This window comes from Sunxiuqinia sp. (assembly GCF_055140945.1).
In genome coordinates, this window is sequence record NZ_JBSQYS010000008.1 from 111140 (window position 1) to 129704 (window position 18565).

Below are 18565 nucleotides of genomic sequence, written 5' to 3' on the forward strand. Positions count from 1 at the left end.
AAACAACAGTCTGGTCGATAACAGAATTGAGATACTTTTTCTTTTATTGAAAAGTATGGGGGACATCTGTAATATGCAATTCGCGATCAATATTCGTCCTTGCCTTTTTTTGCAGCGTCATAATCTGGTGATTTTATCAAATTATCGTAGTCGGTCGGCCAGTGTTCTTTAAACATGATTGACCAATAAGCATCCTTTGTCATACTATCCCAATGCAATAGTGAAGTGCGATACTGTGACATTTGAAATTGGTTGAGATAAATAAAAAATACAAAGACCGTTGTAGTAACCATCCTTATCCACCATTTAGTTTCAGCAAGCTTTTGAATCAGAGCAGCCATTGGGAATGCCATTAATCCATAGTAATCAATCATAGGGCGCGAACCAAAACTACCACCGTACCACCATGTCCACCAACTAAAAACAACATAAATCGCAATACCTAAGGTAACCACAAGTGCTAAAGTAGCTCCTTTTATATACCTTTTTAAGAAAATAAACCCAATTATAGCACAAGCCATTATTGGGGTATATAGCAACCATCCTTTCCGGTAACTAAACAGGCCATCGATTAAGTGCGGATTCAAAAAATAGAAACCTTCGTTTTGATACGAGTAATACAGCCAGTGCCCGGTAGCAACTTTCCAATAAGCTAATTGAGGAAATACGACCAAAAATGCTACTATTATTGCCAAGACCAAAAATTTCCACTGTTTTAAAAACCAATAAAATCGTTGATTAAGCTCTTTCAATGAGCTTATGCTCCACAAAACTGGGATAAAAAGTACAACCATATTTACTGGTCTGATCAAAACGATAAAACCTGTAACTAAACCAATTATTACTGCATTCAATGGGTTTGCGTGTTGCAAAAATTTCTGCACCCAATAGATAAATAATATAATCAGACTAAAATTGTAAACGTGGGACATTCCCGGTTCTGCAATAACATAATGCATTAGGTTGGTGCCTAAAACTGTCAACAACAAAACAAAACCTAGCGTTATTTCAGAAAAATATTGAAGTAATAGTCTTCGGAGGTAGACGAGCCCCAATCCCAAATAAAATAAAGCTGCAATAAAAATTGCCACACTGTATGGCTTTGAATAACCATCAGCCTTATAATGAGAAACCTTTGCATAAATATGAGCGATTGTTTCGAAGGGTAGCCAAAGAATAGACAGGCCCATGGTCATTTTTAGTACTGGCTTACCATCCGGAGTCTCTAGCAACCAAATTCTTCCATCAAAATCGGTGGGAAGATTTTTCACAAAGTCAAATTTCCAATCGTGATAAATAAAGGTCGCCGGGAAATAAGCATAGTAGTGAACGACATCCTGTTCAACAATGTGGTTATTCTCCCAGCGTTTCAAATTTTTCCCATACCAACCATTTACTACTACGAGTATAATGATCGTCCAAAATGAGAAAGATTTTCTCCATTTATATCCGTTCGAAAACAAAGATTTCATATTTGTGTCCATTTAAAACAGTGATTTCATGTTTGGGTTCGACATGGTATATTTGTTTAAAAGCCGGACTATGTCTCAACTTTTGCAATGGCATCCCACCTTCATTTGGACCGAAGTGGCCATCCCAGATAACAATGGCACCAACGGGAACCGATTCTTCCGGTTTCTCCCGATTGTGAATTTGCTCTCGTGTTCTTTCCTGATCGAAAGGATCTAGCTTTAAATAATGGCAAAACACAGGATCATAGTAAAAAATTAATCGGTCGCTTATCCACTCATGATCTAGCAACCAACTGCTGGTTTCTTTTACTAATTTCTCTGTTGCATCTATCTGAAATGGAATCTGATATTTCTGAAATGGGATGTAAACAATAACAACGATCGCAATTATTGAAATGATGCGCCTAATGTCCGCTTTTACCGGAATTTGGTTGATCCCATAAACCGCAGTCAAGGCAAAAAGAGGAACAATTCCTGCCATAACACGAGTCAACCCAAGAGAGCCACCCATCCCTTTCCACCACACATAAGAATGAGCAGCAAAATAAGTTAGTGCACTTCCTACAACCAGCAGATAAAAAAAGAACGTATATCTCAAGCACAGTCGGTCTTTTATAAAATTACGTGTTGCAAAAAATAGCCCAACAATAAAGAGCACGACCAAAGGAATCCCGAATACCTGTGGCGAACGATCAACAAAATGCAGCAAACTCCCACTTCCGTACAAACTGGCTGCTCCGGTGTACGGATTGTTCTCTAATATCCAAAAGAATGATCCAAAGTGTTTCCAGCCAAGTAAACTAAAAAAGACAAATCCAGTCACTAAAAACGGAAGTACCCGATATTTCTTCTTCAAAAGAAAAGCTAAAAAGAATATTGGAATAAGAATAAAACCTTCGTTTCGGGCAAAAGGTAAAAATGATATCGCCACAGAAGAAAGAACGAAGTTTTCCTTAAAAAAGAAATATATCGCCAAAATGATAATCAGCCCAAATAACAGTTCTGTCATGGCTGTTGGAACCAGTACAAAATAAATCGGCGAAAATAAAATGGATGGAATAGCTAAATAGGTATCCTTTAATTTCAGGATATCCAAAATCTTCACCGAAAGAAACGCAGTCAAAATTGCTACAATGACATTGAACAATCGCATGTAATGGTACCCCAATTGTGCCAGAGGAGAACTTAGAATTGTAAACAGTGGTTTGCCCCACAAATCCAGAAAAAGATGTGGGTATTTAAATGCGTAATGAGCAATCCGATAGTGAACGACATTATCAGCTCCACCCCAACTTCCTTCTGATAAAAAAGACAAAACAGCAAAAAAAACAAAGGAAACAGCTAATAAAAAAATCAAGAAAGTGCTGCTTTTAAATTTCATGCCAAGTTACTTGCTGAACAGATTATATTTCAAGATACACCATAACGCCCGAAAACCATCCTGCCAATTGATCTTTTTTCCCTCTTCGTATGTACGACCGTAATAAGAGATCCCGATTTCATAAACCCGAACTTTGGGTATGCGGGCAATCTTGGCAGTAACCTCCGGTTCAAATCCAAAACGATTTTCTTTTAAATCCAAACTTTTTACCATATCGGCTCTGAAAAGCTTATAACAGGTTTCCATATCCGTGAGGTTCAGATTGGTAAACATATTCGATAGTGTTGTGAGCAATTTGTTTCCAATAGAATGCCAGAAGAACAAAATTCGGTGTGGATTTCCACCCATAAAACGTGAGCCGTAAACCACATCGGCAAAGCCTTCTGCAATCGGCTTCAGCAGATCATTGTACTCTCTGGGATCATACTCCAGGTCAGCATCCTGAATAATCAAATAGTCACCTTTTGCTTCCTTGATCCCACGATGCAAAGCCGCTCCTTTTCCCATATTTATGGGTTGCTGATAAAACTGAATGTCAACTTCAGGATGAGACTCGATGTATTTTTCAATAACTTCAACACTGTTATCTGTAGAACAGTCATTTACGATGATCATTTCTTTCGTAAAATCAAATTTCAACTCGACATCAACAACTTTATCCAGAAGCTGCGTGATGGTTTTTTCCTCGTTATAAACCGGAATAATAATCGAAAGTATCTGGCTCATTTAATTTCGTGCTAGTAGTTTACGAATAGCAAATCTAAGAAAAAATAACACGTTCCAGCGCGTATTTCTCAAATTCAAATAAGAACCTCTGGCTTTTGAATTCTCCTGTGATCTTTTAACTTCGATAAAAAACTACAGCATGGCTAAATCGTTTGTGAATTCGAATGCTAGGTTCGACACCATGCCGGTCTTTCTTACAGCATTGTCCACAATATTGGGAGCAATCCTCTTTTTGCGTTTCGGCTGGGCCGTTGGGCAGATCGGATCCTGGGGAGTAATCGGTGTCATTCTAATTGGTCATATCATCACTATTCCTACCGCTTTTGCAGTGGCCGAAATTGCAACCAACCAGCAGGTACAGGGAGGTGGAGCTTATTATATCATCTCGCGTTCCTTTGGGTTTAATATCGTTGGAGCTATTGGCTTGGCTTTATTTTTTTCACAAGCCATTTCTGTGGCCTTTTATATTATTGCTTTTGGTGAAGCTTTTGAATCGGTAATTAATTTTTTAAACGACAACTATCAGTTGGGAATTGAAGACCGTAGATGGATATCGATTCCCTCAATGGCGATTCTATCAATCATTATTTTAGCCAAAGGTGCGAATATGGGCATGAAAGCGCTCTATTTTGTAGTCGCTATTCTTTTAACCTCTTTGGTGTTCTTTTTTATTGGCGACTCTCTATTAAAACCACACGAAGTACATTTTCATTCACATATTCCCAATAATCTGAATTTCTTTTTTGTGCTTACGATCATCTTTCCCGCTTTCACGGGCTTGGCCGCAGGACTTGGTTTATCAGGTGATTTAAAAGATCCGAAAAAATCAATTCCTCGCGGAACTCTTTGCCCAACCATCGTCAGCATGTTGGTGTACATTGCTGCTGCCTATAAATTCACCATTTCTGCCAGTCCTGAAGAGTTGGTAGCTGATCAACTGATTATGCAACGCATTGCTATTTGGGAACCCACTATCCCGGTGGGTTTAGCAGCAGCTTCACTCAGTTCGGCTTTAGGGTCAATTATGGTTGCTCCACGAACCTTACAAGCTATCGGATACGACGATATCTTTCCTCAAAAATGGCTGAACCTCTGGTTTGCTAAAGGGAAAAAAGCCGACAATGAGCCTATCAACGGTTCAATTGTTACCATCATCATCGCCTTCTTTTTTATTGCGATTGGCGACATCAACTTTGTAGCACAAATTATCTCCATGTTTTTCATGGTTACTTACGCGGCTATTTGCATGGTTTCATTTTTAGAGCATTTTGCAGCCGACCCGGCTTATCGGCCAACTTTCCGTAGCAAGTGGTATAAGTAGTGCGAATAATTTAGTGTGATGTTTCGAGTCTATAACAATTTGTGATAGAAGCGAAACCGAAAATATCAAATAGGTCCGTGACCTTATTTCGTTAATTGGTGCCATTTTTTCCTTTTGGGTCATGTTTCAAATGAACATGCTATATGCAGCCTTTTCGGTGATTATTGTGGCCATGATTTATTTCATCATCACCTACTACCACAGCAAGAAGAGACGAGGCTTAAATAAGCTTTTTAGAGGTGTGGTTTTTCAAATGAGCCGACAGTTACAAATATTTGCGCAGCGGGCAGACAAAGAAGACCGTGAAGTTAGCTGGCGTCCTTTTGGTGTATGCATTTCGCACGATACCTTTAAACGTAGAAGTGCCTTTGATGTGATGCGCTGGCTTTCATACAAATATGGGGTTGGTACATATATTCACTTTATCAAAGGCTACCTCAACGAAGAAACGAACCAGGCATCGAAAGAATCTTTAAAAAGGTTGATCAACCTCTCACACGGCAGCAAAAACCGGGTGTACCTCGACACTATTATTTCTCCTTCCTACACCTCGGCTATTGCTCAAGTTGTGCAGCTTTCCGGTATTTCAGGAAAAGGAAATAATTTGATTCTGTTTGAATTTTCGCGTACCGAACCGGAAACCTTAAAAGAAATACTTCCCAATTACAAAATGATTGAATCGGCCAGGTTTGATGTGTGCATTTTAAATACCTCATACAAAAGCTTTGGGTACAAAAGCGAATTACACATCTGGAATCGTCCTGATGATTTTGAAAATGCCAATCTGATGATTTTGCTGGGATATATTATCCTGGGCCACCCGGATTGGAAAAAAGGAGTCATTAAAATTTTTGCCTTATTCCCTAAAGAAGATGTGGTTGACAAACGCCAACAGCTTCTGGATCTGGAAAAGGAAGGACGCCTGCCAATCAGCCCTGCCAATATTGAAATGGTTCCCTACGAAAAAGGAAGCCGCAAAAATGTAATTTCGACATACTCAGAGGATGCCGACCTAACCTCAATTGGCTTTAGAAATGAGATGCTTAAAGGAAGTTTTGAGTTCTTTGATGGATATGTTGACCTGGGGAACATTCTATTTGTAAGTGCCAATAAGGCGAAGGATATCGAATAATTCCAAAGAATTACCGTTATATTTGGTGATACAAAAAAACGAAAAACTATGGAGCGCATCGCAATATTTCCAGGCTCGTTCGATCCATTTACCATTGGACACGAGAGCATTGTAAAAAGAGCTTTACCCCTGTTCGATAAAATTGTTATCATGATCGGGTTTAATTCAAATAAAAAATCGTTTTTCCCATTGGAGAAACGCATGAAATGGATCAATCAAATATTTGACGACGAGCCCAAAATAGAGGTAAAAAGTCATGAAGGCTTAACGGTCGATTTTTGCAAGCTGGTTGATGCCAAATACATTTTAAGAGGTCTGCGAACCTCATCTGATTTTGAATACGAACGGGCAATCGCTCAGGTAAATAAGAAAATGCATCCTGAACTGGAAACTGTTTTTCTACTGACAAAACCGGAGCATACTCCTGTAAATTCATCCATTGTTCGCGATATTATTCTACACGATGGCGATGCCAGTATGTTTCTTCCGCAAAAATTAAACATGAATGAATTTAAGAAAGATGAAGCTTAAAAAACTCCTTCTTTTTTTCATTTTCCTGATCAGCACTTGTTGTTTCTCGTTTGCCCAACAAAACACCACTATTTCAGGATTGGCTGATGATTACGTCGGCTATACAATTAACATTTATCAAATAACCGATCCTATTTCGGAGACGAAACAAGCAATTACTTCACTTAACATTGGTGCTGATGGATCATTTCATTCAACATTTGAGTTAACGGAAACCACCTATGCCGAAGCTGAATTTGACGCCTATCAAGCCACCATCTATCTGCAGCCCGGCGAAAGTTATGAATTGATCTTTCCACCCCTTAAAAAGGTTTCGCCTGCGCAAAAAAGAAATCCATTTTTCCAATACGATGAAATTGCCTTTGCCACAAAGAGCAGCGATCCCACTGAACTGAACAGACTGATTCAACAATTTGAACTGGCCTACTTAAAGGAAGAAACCAAGTATTTCAACGAAATATATCATCGCCAATCGAAAGCTGCCGTCGATTCATTAAAAAATCACCTGACGTTACGCTTCCCAAAAACAGGAAACAGCTATTTTGAAAATTACAAATTCTATAGAATTGCCTTTGCCGAATTTGCCTTGCAACGTGAGCAGCCGGATAAACTTATCAAAAAGTACTTCATCAATCACAAACCAAATCTTGATCTTCCTCCATGCGCCCGGTTATTCACACAACTTTTTTCTGATCACTTCGCTTTTGAAGCCAACCAAATCCAGGGTGCCGAGTTTAAACGATTGGTTGCGCAAGCCAAGCTTTCTGGCATCGAAGACTATTTCATTAGCAACAATGGCTGGGATAAAAGCCTGAGCCGATTGGTTATTTTGCAATCCATTAAGGACGCCTACAAACAAGGGCAATTCTCGCCTCGAAGTATAAAGCACCTGCTTGATAAAATACAAGATAGCCAATGGCCAACATCAGAAAAAGAGATTGCAAAAAGGCTTAAAAAGAAAATATCTTATCTGGAGCCTGGAACTGAGGCACCAAACTTCAACATGACGGACTTTAATGGCGTAAAGCATCAACTGACAGACTTTAACGACAAATACGTTTACCTGAACTTTACGCGAGTCGCAAATCCGATCTGTCGCCAGCATTTAGATCAACTAAAAAAATCGTCGGCTCTCTTACAACAAGAGTTGTACATCGTAAACCTGATTATGCCGGATGAAACAAACAAAATGGAACTAATACAACAACAGGAATGGCCGGGAGAGTTTTTTATTATTGATGAGCAAACGGCAGATGAGTATCAAGTAAGCACCTTTCCTATGGCTTACCTTATTGATAAAGAAGGAAAGTTCGTTTTCTCACCTGCACCAAATCCGCTCGACGGCTTTGAACAACGATTTTTGAATCTGTTAAAACAAAAAAGGATAGAAGAATTACGCCATCAGGGCAAGTAAGGCTTTAGTAAATCTTGCAAATTACCATACGTATTTCGATAAAATTCCTGCAAATCATCGCATGAAACCCAACGCGCTTCTTCGATTTGCTCTTCAACCTGAGGCACTAATTTTTCTTGATCTGAATACGCCATCTCGTACCAATGCGTTTCTTTCAACACCCAGTTATTTCTTTTTTTAATATAGGGAGAACGGTATAAATGGAAAGTTGATGGTAACTGTTGAGTAATTTTGAGTTTGCCAATACCACACTCCTCCTCTACCTCTCGAACTGCTGCATCTTCCGGCAATTCATCTTTCTCAATTTTACCTTTGGGTAAATCCCACTTCCCCATTCTTTTAATCATTAATAATTGTTGTCTATTATTGATAACAAGACCTCCGGCAGCAGGTATTTGTGTTATATTATTCTTAAGCAATTGCATTGAATTTTGACTGAGTTTACTGATAATTATCAGTTTTACAACATATTTGCTGTTCTCTAATTTTGAGAACAGCTTTAAAACATCGACAACACCCTCAATTTCAACAACATCAACAACATTATCTTTAGATGAACAATCGATTTCATCATCCCAAAACAGCTGATGTTCATTCAAAAAAACTTTGTACATTTGCCGTGAAATTCAGTCATAAAACAATTAGCATCATGCAAGACATCTATGTAGAGGTAACAAAGAAACTCGTACAAATTAACACAATAAAAATCCAACCATCAAACCCATTTACATGGGCATCAGGATGGAAGGCTCCTATCTACTGTGACAACAGAAAGATTTTATCATATCCCGAAGCTCGCACGTTTATCAGAGATCAGTTTGTAAAACTGATAAAAGAACAATACCCTGATGCAGAAGTAATCGCAGGTGTGGCAACCGGAGCAATTGCTCATGGAATGTTGGTAGCACAGGAATTAGGCTTGCCTTTTATTTATGTTCGGGCAACTCCGAAAAGTCATGGTTTGGAAAACCTGATTGAAGGCGACTTAAAAGTTGGACAAAAAGTAGTCGTTATTGAAGACTTGGTTTCAACCGGAATTAGTAGCTTAAAAGCAGCTGAAGCAATCTCAAACTTTGGAGGCGAGATTTTAGGAATGATGGCTATTTTCACATACAATTTCCCTCTTGCAAAAGAGAACTTTGAAAAAGCAGGAATTGAGCTGACAACATTAAGCCGTTACAAAACGTTGCTAGAAGTGGCTTTGGAATCAGGCGAAATCAAACAATCGCAGATTGAGTCGTTAAACGAGTGGCGTCGAAACCCATCCGAGTGGGGTAAATAAGTAAATTATATTATCAACATATTATTATTCCCCGGACATACATTCCGGGGATTTTTTTTGGAGAAAAGATTATGGCACTAAGTAAGTACACAAGCGATATCAAATTTATCGATCAAAACGAAGAATTGGTTTTCAACTATTTGTCCAATTTCGATAACTTTTCACACTACCTCAACGAAAGCGTGTTAGACAAAGTTAGTCAACAAGTTCCTCAAATAAAGGTTACCGACTTTGAGTCAGACAATGATTCCTGTCGTTTTAATATCACCGGTATGGGACAATCCGAGATCCGTATTGTGAACCGGGAGCCTTTTAAAACAATAAAAATAGAAAGTTCGGGCAAGCTTCCGGTAGAAATTACATTCTGGATTCAACTGATGGCTGTAACACCTTCGCAAACAAAAATGAAGTTGACTTTGCATGCAGAAATGGGCATGATGATTAAAATGATGGCCGGCAAAAAACTTGAAGCCGGAATTAACCAATTGGCCGACATGTTGGCTCAACTTCCCTATCGCTAATCGGAGTTATTGATGAAAATCTACAACTTCTTTAACCTTATCAGGTCTTAAACTGTTATCATTGTCAATAAAGAAATAAAGTCGTCATGGAATTATTCAGGAAAGAAGACAAGATGTCAAGCTTAATCGGTGCAAACTATAACCTGCTACCAGTCATTAACCGTTTTGGAATCCGGCTGGGATTCAAGGAAAAATCGATTAATGAAGTTTGTACTGAAAACAAGATTCACACAGATTTTTTCCTGGCTATTGTTAATACCTACACCGACGAAAGTTATTTTCCCGAAGCTGAGCTGCTATCTTTTTCACCGCTTCTGATAATTGAATACCTGAAAAACACGCATCGCTACTATATTGAATATGTTTTACCAAAAATTGAACGGTTATTAAACAAGGTTATCGAAAGCTGCACTGAAGATTGCTCCAGCCTAAAAATGATCAACTCGTTCTACCAGAAATACAAGGCAGAGCTTTTGATTCACCTAAAATTAGAAGACGAGAAAGTTTTTCCTTACATCATTAACCTGTACAAAGAGAAAACGCTAAATAGCGACGGATCATCCATTGAAGTTCTGGAAAACGAACATACCAATGTTGAAGTGAAATTAAGCGACTTGAAAAATCTGATCATCCGTCATCTGAGCCCAAACTATGAGGACAATACCATGAACGAATTTTTAACGGCTCTTTTTCAATTCGAAAACGACCTGAACGATCATGCCCGAATTGAAGATCACATCTTAATTGTTCAAGTAATGGAGTTTGAAAAAGAACTGGGAAAATGAAAGAAAATGTTTTCATAATACATCGCTCAGAAATTGTTAGAAAGGGCTTGTCGTTAATTCTGCAGGATTATTTCAAAATGGAAATAACCCAATTGAACTCAGCAAAAGATTTGAATTCATTTACCGGAATTACAAACAGCTCTATTATTTTGATTTTGGAAGCTCAGACTGAGGTAAACTCAAAAGCAGTCGATCTACTCAAAAAGAATAACGATGTCTACTTGGTGGGCTTTTACAACGATGATCAGGTTTTGGAACAGAACGACTCAGTAGATTATCAGCTGAATCAATTTTCATCTTCCATGCAAATTCAAAAGCTGATCCAGATCATTCGGCAAGCAGGAGCAAAAAAGAAAAACGGAAATTCAGACAATGGAGAATTAACTGTTCGAGAAAAAGAAGTGATCAAACTAATTGCACTTGGATTGGCCAATAAAGAAATTGCCGAGAAACTATTCATTAGTATCCACACCGTTATCTCTCACCGCAAAAACATCACTGAAAAACTTGGCATTAAATCCATATCCGGATTGACTGTTTATGCCATCATGAACAACCTGCTCGATATTCAGGATATCAACCCCGAAGAGTTGATCTGAAAAACCCCAACATTTAGGGATTGATTGCTCAGCTGTTCTTTTTCAATTTTGTACGAGAGCAAAACGAAGTCGTATGAAGCCTGCGTATAAAAATACAAGTGCACAAGAGTATGCCGATCTTATGCGAACTCCGAACTTTGCAATAAAAACATACCAATAATAGTGTATATGAAAACGGTCAGCAAAAACGGACAACTATTTGTTTGCAACACATGCAACAAAATTCATCTTGAGTTTGGAAATATTGGGATGGATTTTAAATCACTGAAAAAGCTTCAAGAGCTTCTGGGGTATCTAAACACAGTGAATTCCAATCATTTTGAAAATGAAATTTTAGCAAACAATTACCGAAGAAAAATCCTGATTCCTTTTGCCACTAGCAGCATAAAACTTTTACTTTCAGAACAAGAGATCATCGAACTAATTGAGTTGATTAAAAGATTTCTTGCTCAAGATTCAGCGTCAAACAAAACGTTTAGCCAATTTGCCAATCTCCGGTCAATTAGTTCGATTAAAAGCATCATACTAAACTAGTTTTTTCATTAAAGCGACAATAAAAAAGGCCCTATCTTTCGATAGAGCCCTGAACTAATGATTATTAAAAATCTAGTAAATCGCTTTCATTGCAGCCATTGCACTACGCAATTCTTCACCAATAATTTCAACATTATGGTAACGAATTTCAGCATTCACTTCAATGAGTTTTTTGTTGTCAACATGGTTGTCAAAACCTTCGCCGAAAGTTTCACCAATCACATCAGTTTCAATTTTTTTCATGAAGTCGCCCAACAATGGCTTGCAAGCATGGTCAAATAAATAACAACCATATTCTGCAGTATCAGAAATCACCCGGTTCATTTCAAATAGTTTTTTACGGGCAATCGTGTTTGCAATCAGGGGAGTTTCGTGCAACGACTCGTAATAAGCAGATTCTTCTTTGATACCGGCCTCAGTCATTGTTTCGAAAGCCAACTCAACACCTGATTTTACAAAGGCAACCAACAACACGCCATTGTCGAAATATTCCTGCTCACTAATTTCCTCATCAGATGCGGGAGTCTTTTCGAAAGCAGTTTCGCCTGTTGCAGCTCTCCAGCTCAACAAGTTCTTGTCATCGTTTGCCCAATCTTCCATCATGGTTTTCGAAAATTCGCCTGACATGATATCATCCATATGTTTCTGGAACAATGGACGCATAATGTCTTTCAATTCTTCAGCCAACTCAAAAGCTTTAATTTTTGCAGGATTCGACAAACGATCCATCATGTTGGTAATACCACCGTGCTTCAATGCTTCGGTAATCACTTCCCATCCGTATTGAATCAATTTTGAAGCATAAGCGGGTTCGATTCCCTTCTCAATCATTTTATTGAATGACAAAATTGAACCGGTTTGCAACAAACCACAAAGGATTGTTTGCTCTCCCATCAAGTCTGATTTCACTTCAGCTACAAAAGAGGAACGGAGCACACCAGCTTTATGACCACCGGTAGCAGCAGCGTAAGCTTTTGCGATTTCAAATCCATCACCTTTGGGATCATTTTCGGGGTGAACGGCAATCAAAGTAGGAACACCAAAACCACGCTTGTACTCTTCGCGTACTTCAGAGCCCGGAGATTTTGGAGCCACCATGATAACGGTAATATCTTTACGAATTTGCATGCCTTCTTCCACAATATTGAAACCGTGAGAGTATGAAAGCGTAGCTCCTTCTTTCATTAATGGCATGACAGCTTTAATCACATTCGTATGTTGCTTGTCCGGAGTTAAGTTGATTACCAGATCAGCGGTAGGCAACATCTCTTCGTAAGTACCAACTTTAAATCCGTTTTCAGACGCATTCTTATACGATTGACGTTGTTCTTTGATGGCTGCCTCGCGCAAGGTATACGAAACATCCAAACCTGAATCACGCATATTCAACCCTTGATTCAATCCTTGAGCACCGCAACCAACGATTACTACTTTTTTACCTTCCAGTTTCTTTACACCATCCGCAAATTCAGCCTGATCCATGAATTCGCAAGTACCTAATTGTTCCAATTGCAAACGCAAAGGAAGTGTGTTAAAATAATTTGCCATTTTTAATGTATTTATTTGTTTCTATTCGATTTTCAGATTCCAGTATACAAAGCAATAGAATAATCAGCACAAAGTCGAGTAAAAAAACATGTTTTTATGGTAATTTTCATGGATTTATTTTCCCACTTAATGAACAAACAAAACCTAAGAACTAGAAAACAACAACTTATGACAAACATTGGAATGGTAATTTTCTGTTCACCTTGCCATCTCTGATCGATATTGCAATGGAGAGAATCCGGATTCGCGCTTAAAGAATTTTGTGAAATAAGATTGATCTTCAAAATTGAATTGTTGGGCTATTTCTGAAACATTTAAATTGGTATGTACCAACAAACGTTTTATTTCCATCACCTGCTTCGCTTTAACAATTTGGCTTGAAGTTTTTCCGGTATAGTGCTTTACAGTTTGGGTTAAATGATTTGGAGTTACGGCTAACTGCGCTGCATATTCTTTTAGCGACAGATTCCGGTAGTTGCTCTCTTCAACCAACTGATAGAAACGCTTGACCAGCAAGTAGCCCTTCCCTTTCGTCTCCAGATTCTCTTCGGTCTTGTACCGGGAGGTACAAGTTGTCAAAATCAAATCGAGCAGAGAACGCAATGAGTCTAACAAGTTTGACCGATTGTTCTCCAACTCAGAAATACTTCGTAAAAACAGCTGTTCCAGAAACCGGACATCGCCTTGCTCCTGCAGTTGTAGCGGCGGATTATCCTGATGAAGGTTATAAAAGAAAGGAAATTCAATCAGGCTGTTCTGGTTGCTTCTGTTTGCCAAGTAGAAGTCGGCGGTAAAAATAAAAATGAAGCCTTCGATGTCGGTCGAAAACTCGATTTTATGTGCCTGCCCGGGCGACATAAAAAAGATACATGGAGGTTTAATCTCGTACTTATTGCTGTCGATGACATGAAAACCAGAGCCTTTCATCAGATAAAGCACTTCGAAAAAATCGTGCCGATGCGGGTATTTGACACTGAAGTGACGTTTCGCATCAAACACCTCAACCTGAAACTGCTGACTTTCGCGTTCGGGAGAACTAAAGTTGTGCAAACTATAAACCGGTAATTGTTCTGCTTTTGAACTCATGCCACAGACAGATATTGAAAAGCTGCTCAGAAATCGTGAAGAATACAACCAATTTCGGAACAGCCTTTCAATAATTTCGGATATCGTTAATCAATCTGATTTAACAAATCATCACGCTCTTTCAAGAATTCAGAAAGTCGTTCAATTGGATCACGCGTAATCGCAACTCTTCCGGAACGAATGAATTGCAACACGCCAAATTGATTTAAAGCATCGAACATTTCCTGCGTCTCTGTTTTATGCCCGGTTTTCTCAATTACCGTAAACTCTTTGGTAATTTCTAAAATTCTTGCACCATTTTTCCGGACTAGATTTTCAATATCATCACTCTCATAAAGCGCTTCGGTGGGCACTTTGTACAAAGCTATTTCCTGATACACCATTTCATCATTCGTGTGATAAAAAGCCTTTAGTACTTCAACCACTTTTTCTAACTGTCTGACTACCTTTTTAACCCGGTCTTCAGTCTCGTTAATAACGATGGTGAACTTAGAGACACCGTGAATAGCAGATTCTGAAACGGTCAGGCTCTCGATATTTATTTTACGTCGCGTAAAATTGATCGTGATTCGATTCAATAAACCAATGTGGTTTTCCGAATATATGGTAATGATAAATTCCTGTTTCATGTTTTTCAATTTTAAAAATTAGGCTTCCAGTATAATGTCAGAAACTGAAGCTCCCGACGGAACCATTGGGAAAACATTATCTTCTTTCTCTACAACAACTTCCAGTAAGTACGGACCATCGTGATCCATCATTCGTTGGATGCCATCTACTAATTCTTCACGCTTGGTTACTTTATGGCCTTCCATGCCGAAGCCTTTTCCAATCATGATGAAATCAGGATTTTGCAATTCAGTAAATGAGTATCGCTTTTCAAAAAACAGTTGTTGCCACTGACGAACCATTCCAAGGAAATTATTATTCAGGATAATGATCTTAACCGGAAGCTTATTTTGGACGATGGTCCCCAACTCCTGTAAGGTCATTTGAAAACCACCATCACCTACAAAACAGCAAACAGTGCGGCCTTTTGCTCCTAATTGGGCTCCCATGGCAGCAGGAACCCCATACCCCATTGTGCCAAGTCCACCCGAAGTTACGTTACTTTTCGATTGGGTAAATTTAAAATACCGCGAAGCAATCATCTGCTGCTGACCAACATCAGTAACCAAAACCGCATCATGCTTTGCTTTCTCTGACGTTATCCGAACAGCTTCACCCATTGTAAGTCCTGCTTTCTCAGGATAGGTATCTTTTTTGATGACTTTTTCCTGCTCAATTTTATCACAATCGCGGAATTCCTGTAACCAGGCTTCATGCTTATTCTCTTTGACATTGCCAGTTAGCATAGCCAATGATTTTTTGGCATTACCCAGAACAGCGACATCTGTTTTAATAATTTTATCGATTTCAGCAGGATCTACCTCCAGGTGAACAATTTTAGCGTTCTTCGCATATTCGCTTACCTTACCCGTTACACGGTCGTCAAACCGCATTCCAACAGCTATAATTAAATCCGCCTCATTGGTTTTGATGTTTGGGCCGTAATTTCCATGCATCCCAAGCATTCCAACGTTCAACGGATGATCGGTTGGCATGGCCGAAAGCCCAAGCAAAGTCCATGCCGCCGGAATTCCTGTCTTTTCAACAAATTGCTTCAGCTCCTCTTCAGCATTAGCAATAATAACACCTTGTCCAAAAAGCAACAAAGGTTTCTTTGCACCATCAATTAAGTCGGCTGCTTCCTTCACTTTGAAAGGATCAACCGGCTGCTCTGGAATATAAGATCGGATTTTAGTGCATTTTTTATATTCAAAATCGACTTCCTGAAACTGAGCATCCTTGGCGATATCGAGCAAAACAGGTCCGGGACGACCGGATTGAGCCAAATAGAAAGCCTTAGCAATAGCTCCAGGAATTTCATCTGCAGTTGTAATTTGATAGTTCCATTTGGTTATCGGCATTGAAATACCAACCACATCTGACTCCTGGAATGCATCCGTTCCAAGCAGCGGAGAGGCAACCTGTCCGGTGATACACACCAACGGAATTGAATCAATCATAGCATCAGCGATTCCGGTAATCAGGTTTGTTGCTCCCGGTCCGGAAGTCGCAAAACAGACCCCAGCTTTTCCGGTTACCTTTGCGTACCCTTCTGCTGCATGAATCGCTCCCTGCTCATGGCGAGTCAATATATGAGTAACTTGTTTGTCAAAATCGTAAAGGGCATCATAAATCGGCATAATTGCCCCGCCCGGGTATCCAAAAATGGTATCAACGCCTTCTTCTAAAAGTGAAAGAATAACGGCTTGTGAACCAGTAATTCTCTTTGTAGCCATATAAATCTGTTTTTTTGTTTCTTAATCTATTAATCGTATCGCACCTTGATCGGCAGAGGAAACCAAACTAGCATAAGCTTTCAACGCCCTACTTACAACCCTGTTTCTTCCAACAGGAGTGTATGCGTCCTTTCCTTTTGCTTCTTCTTCTGCCTTTCTTTTATTCATTTCTTCATCCGAAATCAGTAGGTTAATTTTCCGTTCCGAAATACTGATTTCAATTAAATCTCCATTCTTAATTAAAGCGATTTCGCCACCGCGGGCCGCTTCGGGAGAAACATGTCCGATTGACAGTCCGGATGTACCTCCTGAAAATCGTCCATCGGTAATTAATGCACAGGCTTTATCCAGCCTCATCGACTTGATATACGAAGTTGGATATAGCATCTCCTGCATTCCGGGACCTCCTTTGGGCCCTTCGTAGCGAATAACAACAACATCACCTGCCTGGACAGAGTCGCCAAGAATTCCATTCACGGCATCGTCCTGCGATTGGAATACCTTGGCTGTTCCTTTAAAATTGTGGACTGACGGATCGACGCCCGCTGTTTTGATAATACATCCGTTTCTGGCAATATTTCCATACAATACGGCTAGTCCTCCATCTTTACTATACGCATGTTCAAAATTCCGAATACATCCGTTCTCCCGGTCAACATCCAGCTCTTTATAATAGCTTTCCTGCGATCCCATTACATTGTTACGCACTCCGCCGGGAGCTGATTTATATTTCTTTATTGCAATCTCTGCAACATCTTTGCTTTTTAAGTCAAACTTTTTAATGGCTTCTGCCAATGTATTGCCATCAACCCGAGATACGGAAGTATCCAATAATTTGGCACGATCCATCTCTGCCAAAATTCCCAGAATACCTCCGGCACGGTTTACGTCTTCAATATGATAATCGGAGTTTGGAGCAACCTTACAAAGGTTTGGAGTATTGCGCGAAAGCTGGTCAATATCCTCCATTGTAAAATCAACCCCTGCCTCACGGGCAATGGCCAAAATATGTAGTACGGTATTGGTGGATCCTCCCATGGCAATGTCAAGCTTCATCGCATTGTCAAAAACAGCACGGGTAGCAATGCCCCGAGGAGTTACTTTCTCGTTTCCATTTTGATAATGATCGTAAGTGATGTCGACAATACGGTTAGCTGCTTCCTCGAATAACCTTTTACGATTCATATGTGTGGCTACAATAGTACCATTACCCGGCAAAGCCAAGCCTAATGCCTCAGCCAAACAGTTCATCGAATTAGCAGTAAACATTCCTGAACACGAACCACAAGTAGGACATGCCTCTTGTTCCACCCGCAAAATCGTTTCGTCTGAATAGGAATCATCAGCAGCCATAACCATGGCATCAACCAAGTCGTATGATTTTTCATCAATCTTTCCGGCTTCCATTGGACCACCAGAAACAAAAATTGCAGGAATATTTAATCGCATGGCTGCCATCATCATTCCGGGTGTAATTTTATCGCAGTTTGAAATGCAGACCATCGCATCCACCTTATGACCATTGCACATGTATTCTACACTATCGGCAATTATATCGCGCGATGGAAGCGAATAAAGCATACCATCGTGCCCCATAGCAATTCCATCGTCAATGGCAATCGTATTAAACTCAGCCGCAAAGCAGCCTCTTTTTTCGATCATTGCTTTAATTTCCTGACCGATATGATGCAAGTGGACGTGTCCCGGAACGAATTGAGTAAATGAATTAACAATCGCAATCATTGGCTTACCAAATTGTTCTTCTTTCACACCATTGGCTCTCCAGAGGCTTCTCGCCCCTGCCATTTTTCGCCCTTCCGTTGTTGTTGCTGATCTTAACTTTTTCTGCATTTCCTTCAATTTTTTAATTCTTAAAAAAGCCTTTCTC

Annotated in this window: 18 protein-coding genes; 9 read left to right on the top strand and 9 right to left on the bottom strand. The window is 39.5% G+C overall.

What is annotated here, in order from left to right; translation table 11 throughout:
- Positions 1 to 86: 86 nt before the first annotated feature.
- From ACTB00_RS05430 to ACTB00_RS05440, 3 genes are read right to left on the bottom strand one after another with little or no spacing between them, the layout of a single operon-like run.
- A complete protein-coding gene (locus ACTB00_RS05430) occupies positions 87 to 1472 on the bottom strand; it encodes a hypothetical protein (protein ID WP_463298919.1) in 1386 nt (461 codons plus the stop codon).
- Positions 1444 to 2829: a hypothetical protein gene (locus ACTB00_RS05435; RefSeq protein WP_463298920.1), complete on the bottom strand. Its 1386-nt coding sequence runs from the start codon at positions 2827 to 2829 to the stop codon at positions 1444 to 1446. Before ACTB00_RS05435 ends, ACTB00_RS05430 begins: the two co-directional genes overlap by 29 nt.
- A 30-nt stretch (positions 2830 to 2859) precedes the next feature.
- Positions 2860 to 3579 (bottom strand): glycosyltransferase family 2 protein, encoded by a 720-nt coding sequence (locus tag ACTB00_RS05440; protein ID WP_463298921.1) that lies wholly within the window; start codon positions 3577 to 3579, stop codon positions 2860 to 2862.
- A gap of 139 nt (positions 3580 to 3718) precedes the next feature.
- Between ACTB00_RS05440 and ACTB00_RS05445 the strand changes: the two genes are divergently transcribed.
- From ACTB00_RS05445 to ACTB00_RS05460, 4 genes are all read left to right on the top strand, one after another.
- Positions 3719 to 4900: an APC family permease gene (locus ACTB00_RS05445; protein ID WP_463298922.1), complete on the top strand. Its 1182-nt coding sequence runs from the start codon at positions 3719 to 3721 to the stop codon at positions 4898 to 4900.
- A gap of 130 nt (positions 4901 to 5030) precedes the next feature.
- Positions 5031 to 6032, top strand: coding sequence for a hypothetical protein (locus ACTB00_RS05450; RefSeq protein ID WP_463298923.1), 1002 nt, complete (start codon positions 5031 to 5033; stop codon positions 6030 to 6032).
- A 48-nt stretch (positions 6033 to 6080) separates the two neighbouring features.
- Complete coding sequence (gene coaD, locus ACTB00_RS05455; protein ID WP_159519134.1) at positions 6081 to 6563, top strand: pantetheine-phosphate adenylyltransferase; 483 nt, start codon at positions 6081 to 6083, stop codon at positions 6561 to 6563.
- Positions 6538 to 7977: a peroxiredoxin family protein gene (locus ACTB00_RS05460; RefSeq protein WP_463298924.1), complete on the top strand. Its 1440-nt coding sequence runs from the start codon at positions 6538 to 6540 to the stop codon at positions 7975 to 7977. The genes coaD and ACTB00_RS05460 overlap by 26 nt, the downstream gene beginning before the upstream one ends.
- Here ACTB00_RS05460 and ACTB00_RS05465 read toward each other — a convergent pair.
- Entirely contained in the window at positions 7965 to 8591 is a 627-nt protein-coding gene (locus ACTB00_RS05465) for an NUDIX hydrolase (protein ID WP_463298925.1), read from the bottom strand. The genes ACTB00_RS05460 and ACTB00_RS05465 overlap by 13 nt on opposite strands.
- Positions 8592 to 8626: 35 nt before the next feature.
- Between ACTB00_RS05465 and pyrE the strand changes: the two genes are divergently transcribed.
- The 5 genes from pyrE (at position 8627) to ACTB00_RS05490 (ending at position 11698) form a co-directional block, all read left to right on the top strand.
- Positions 8627 to 9259: an orotate phosphoribosyltransferase gene (pyrE, locus tag ACTB00_RS05470; protein WP_463298926.1), complete on the top strand. Its 633-nt coding sequence runs from the start codon at positions 8627 to 8629 to the stop codon at positions 9257 to 9259.
- A 71-nt stretch (positions 9260 to 9330) separates the two neighbouring features.
- On the top strand, positions 9331 to 9780 hold the full coding sequence (locus tag ACTB00_RS05475; protein ID WP_463298927.1) for a hypothetical protein: 450 nt from the start codon (positions 9331 to 9333) through the stop codon (positions 9778 to 9780).
- Between the two features lie 86 nt (positions 9781 to 9866).
- A complete protein-coding gene (locus tag ACTB00_RS05480; protein WP_463298928.1) occupies positions 9867 to 10565 on the top strand; it encodes a hemerythrin domain-containing protein in 699 nt (232 codons plus the stop codon).
- Positions 10562 to 11164: a LuxR C-terminal-related transcriptional regulator gene (locus tag ACTB00_RS05485; protein ID WP_463298929.1), complete on the top strand. Its 603-nt coding sequence runs from the start codon at positions 10562 to 10564 to the stop codon at positions 11162 to 11164. Before ACTB00_RS05480 ends, ACTB00_RS05485 begins: the two co-directional genes overlap by 4 nt.
- A gap of 168 nt (positions 11165 to 11332) precedes the next feature.
- On the top strand, positions 11333 to 11698 hold the full coding sequence (locus ACTB00_RS05490) for a DUF6686 family protein (RefSeq protein ID WP_463298930.1): 366 nt from the start codon (positions 11333 to 11335) through the stop codon (positions 11696 to 11698).
- 72 nt (positions 11699 to 11770) lie between these two features.
- On the opposite strand, the gene ilvC is transcribed toward ACTB00_RS05490, so the two are convergent.
- From ilvC to ilvD, 5 genes are all read right to left on the bottom strand, one after another.
- On the bottom strand, positions 11771 to 13246 hold the full coding sequence (gene ilvC, locus ACTB00_RS05495; RefSeq protein WP_463298931.1) for a ketol-acid reductoisomerase: 1476 nt from the start codon (positions 13244 to 13246) through the stop codon (positions 11771 to 11773).
- Positions 13247 to 13444: 198 nt separating this feature from the next.
- On the bottom strand, positions 13445 to 14332 hold the full coding sequence (locus ACTB00_RS05500) for an AraC family transcriptional regulator (RefSeq protein ID WP_463298932.1): 888 nt from the start codon (positions 14330 to 14332) through the stop codon (positions 13445 to 13447).
- An 86-nt stretch (positions 14333 to 14418) separates the two neighbouring features.
- Entirely contained in the window at positions 14419 to 14961 is a 543-nt protein-coding gene (gene ilvN, locus ACTB00_RS05505) for an acetolactate synthase small subunit (protein ID WP_463298933.1), read from the bottom strand.
- An 18-nt stretch (positions 14962 to 14979) separates the two neighbouring features.
- Positions 14980 to 16677 (bottom strand): biosynthetic-type acetolactate synthase large subunit, encoded by a 1698-nt coding sequence (ilvB, locus tag ACTB00_RS05510; RefSeq protein ID WP_463298934.1) that lies wholly within the window; start codon positions 16675 to 16677, stop codon positions 14980 to 14982.
- A 21-nt stretch (positions 16678 to 16698) separates the two neighbouring features.
- Positions 16699 to 18528 carry a dihydroxy-acid dehydratase gene (gene ilvD, locus ACTB00_RS05515; RefSeq protein WP_463298935.1) on the bottom strand — a complete coding sequence of 610 codons (1830 nt, stop codon included), beginning with the start codon at positions 18526 to 18528 and terminating at the stop codon, positions 16699 to 16701.
- Positions 18529 to 18565: the final 37 nt, after the last annotated feature.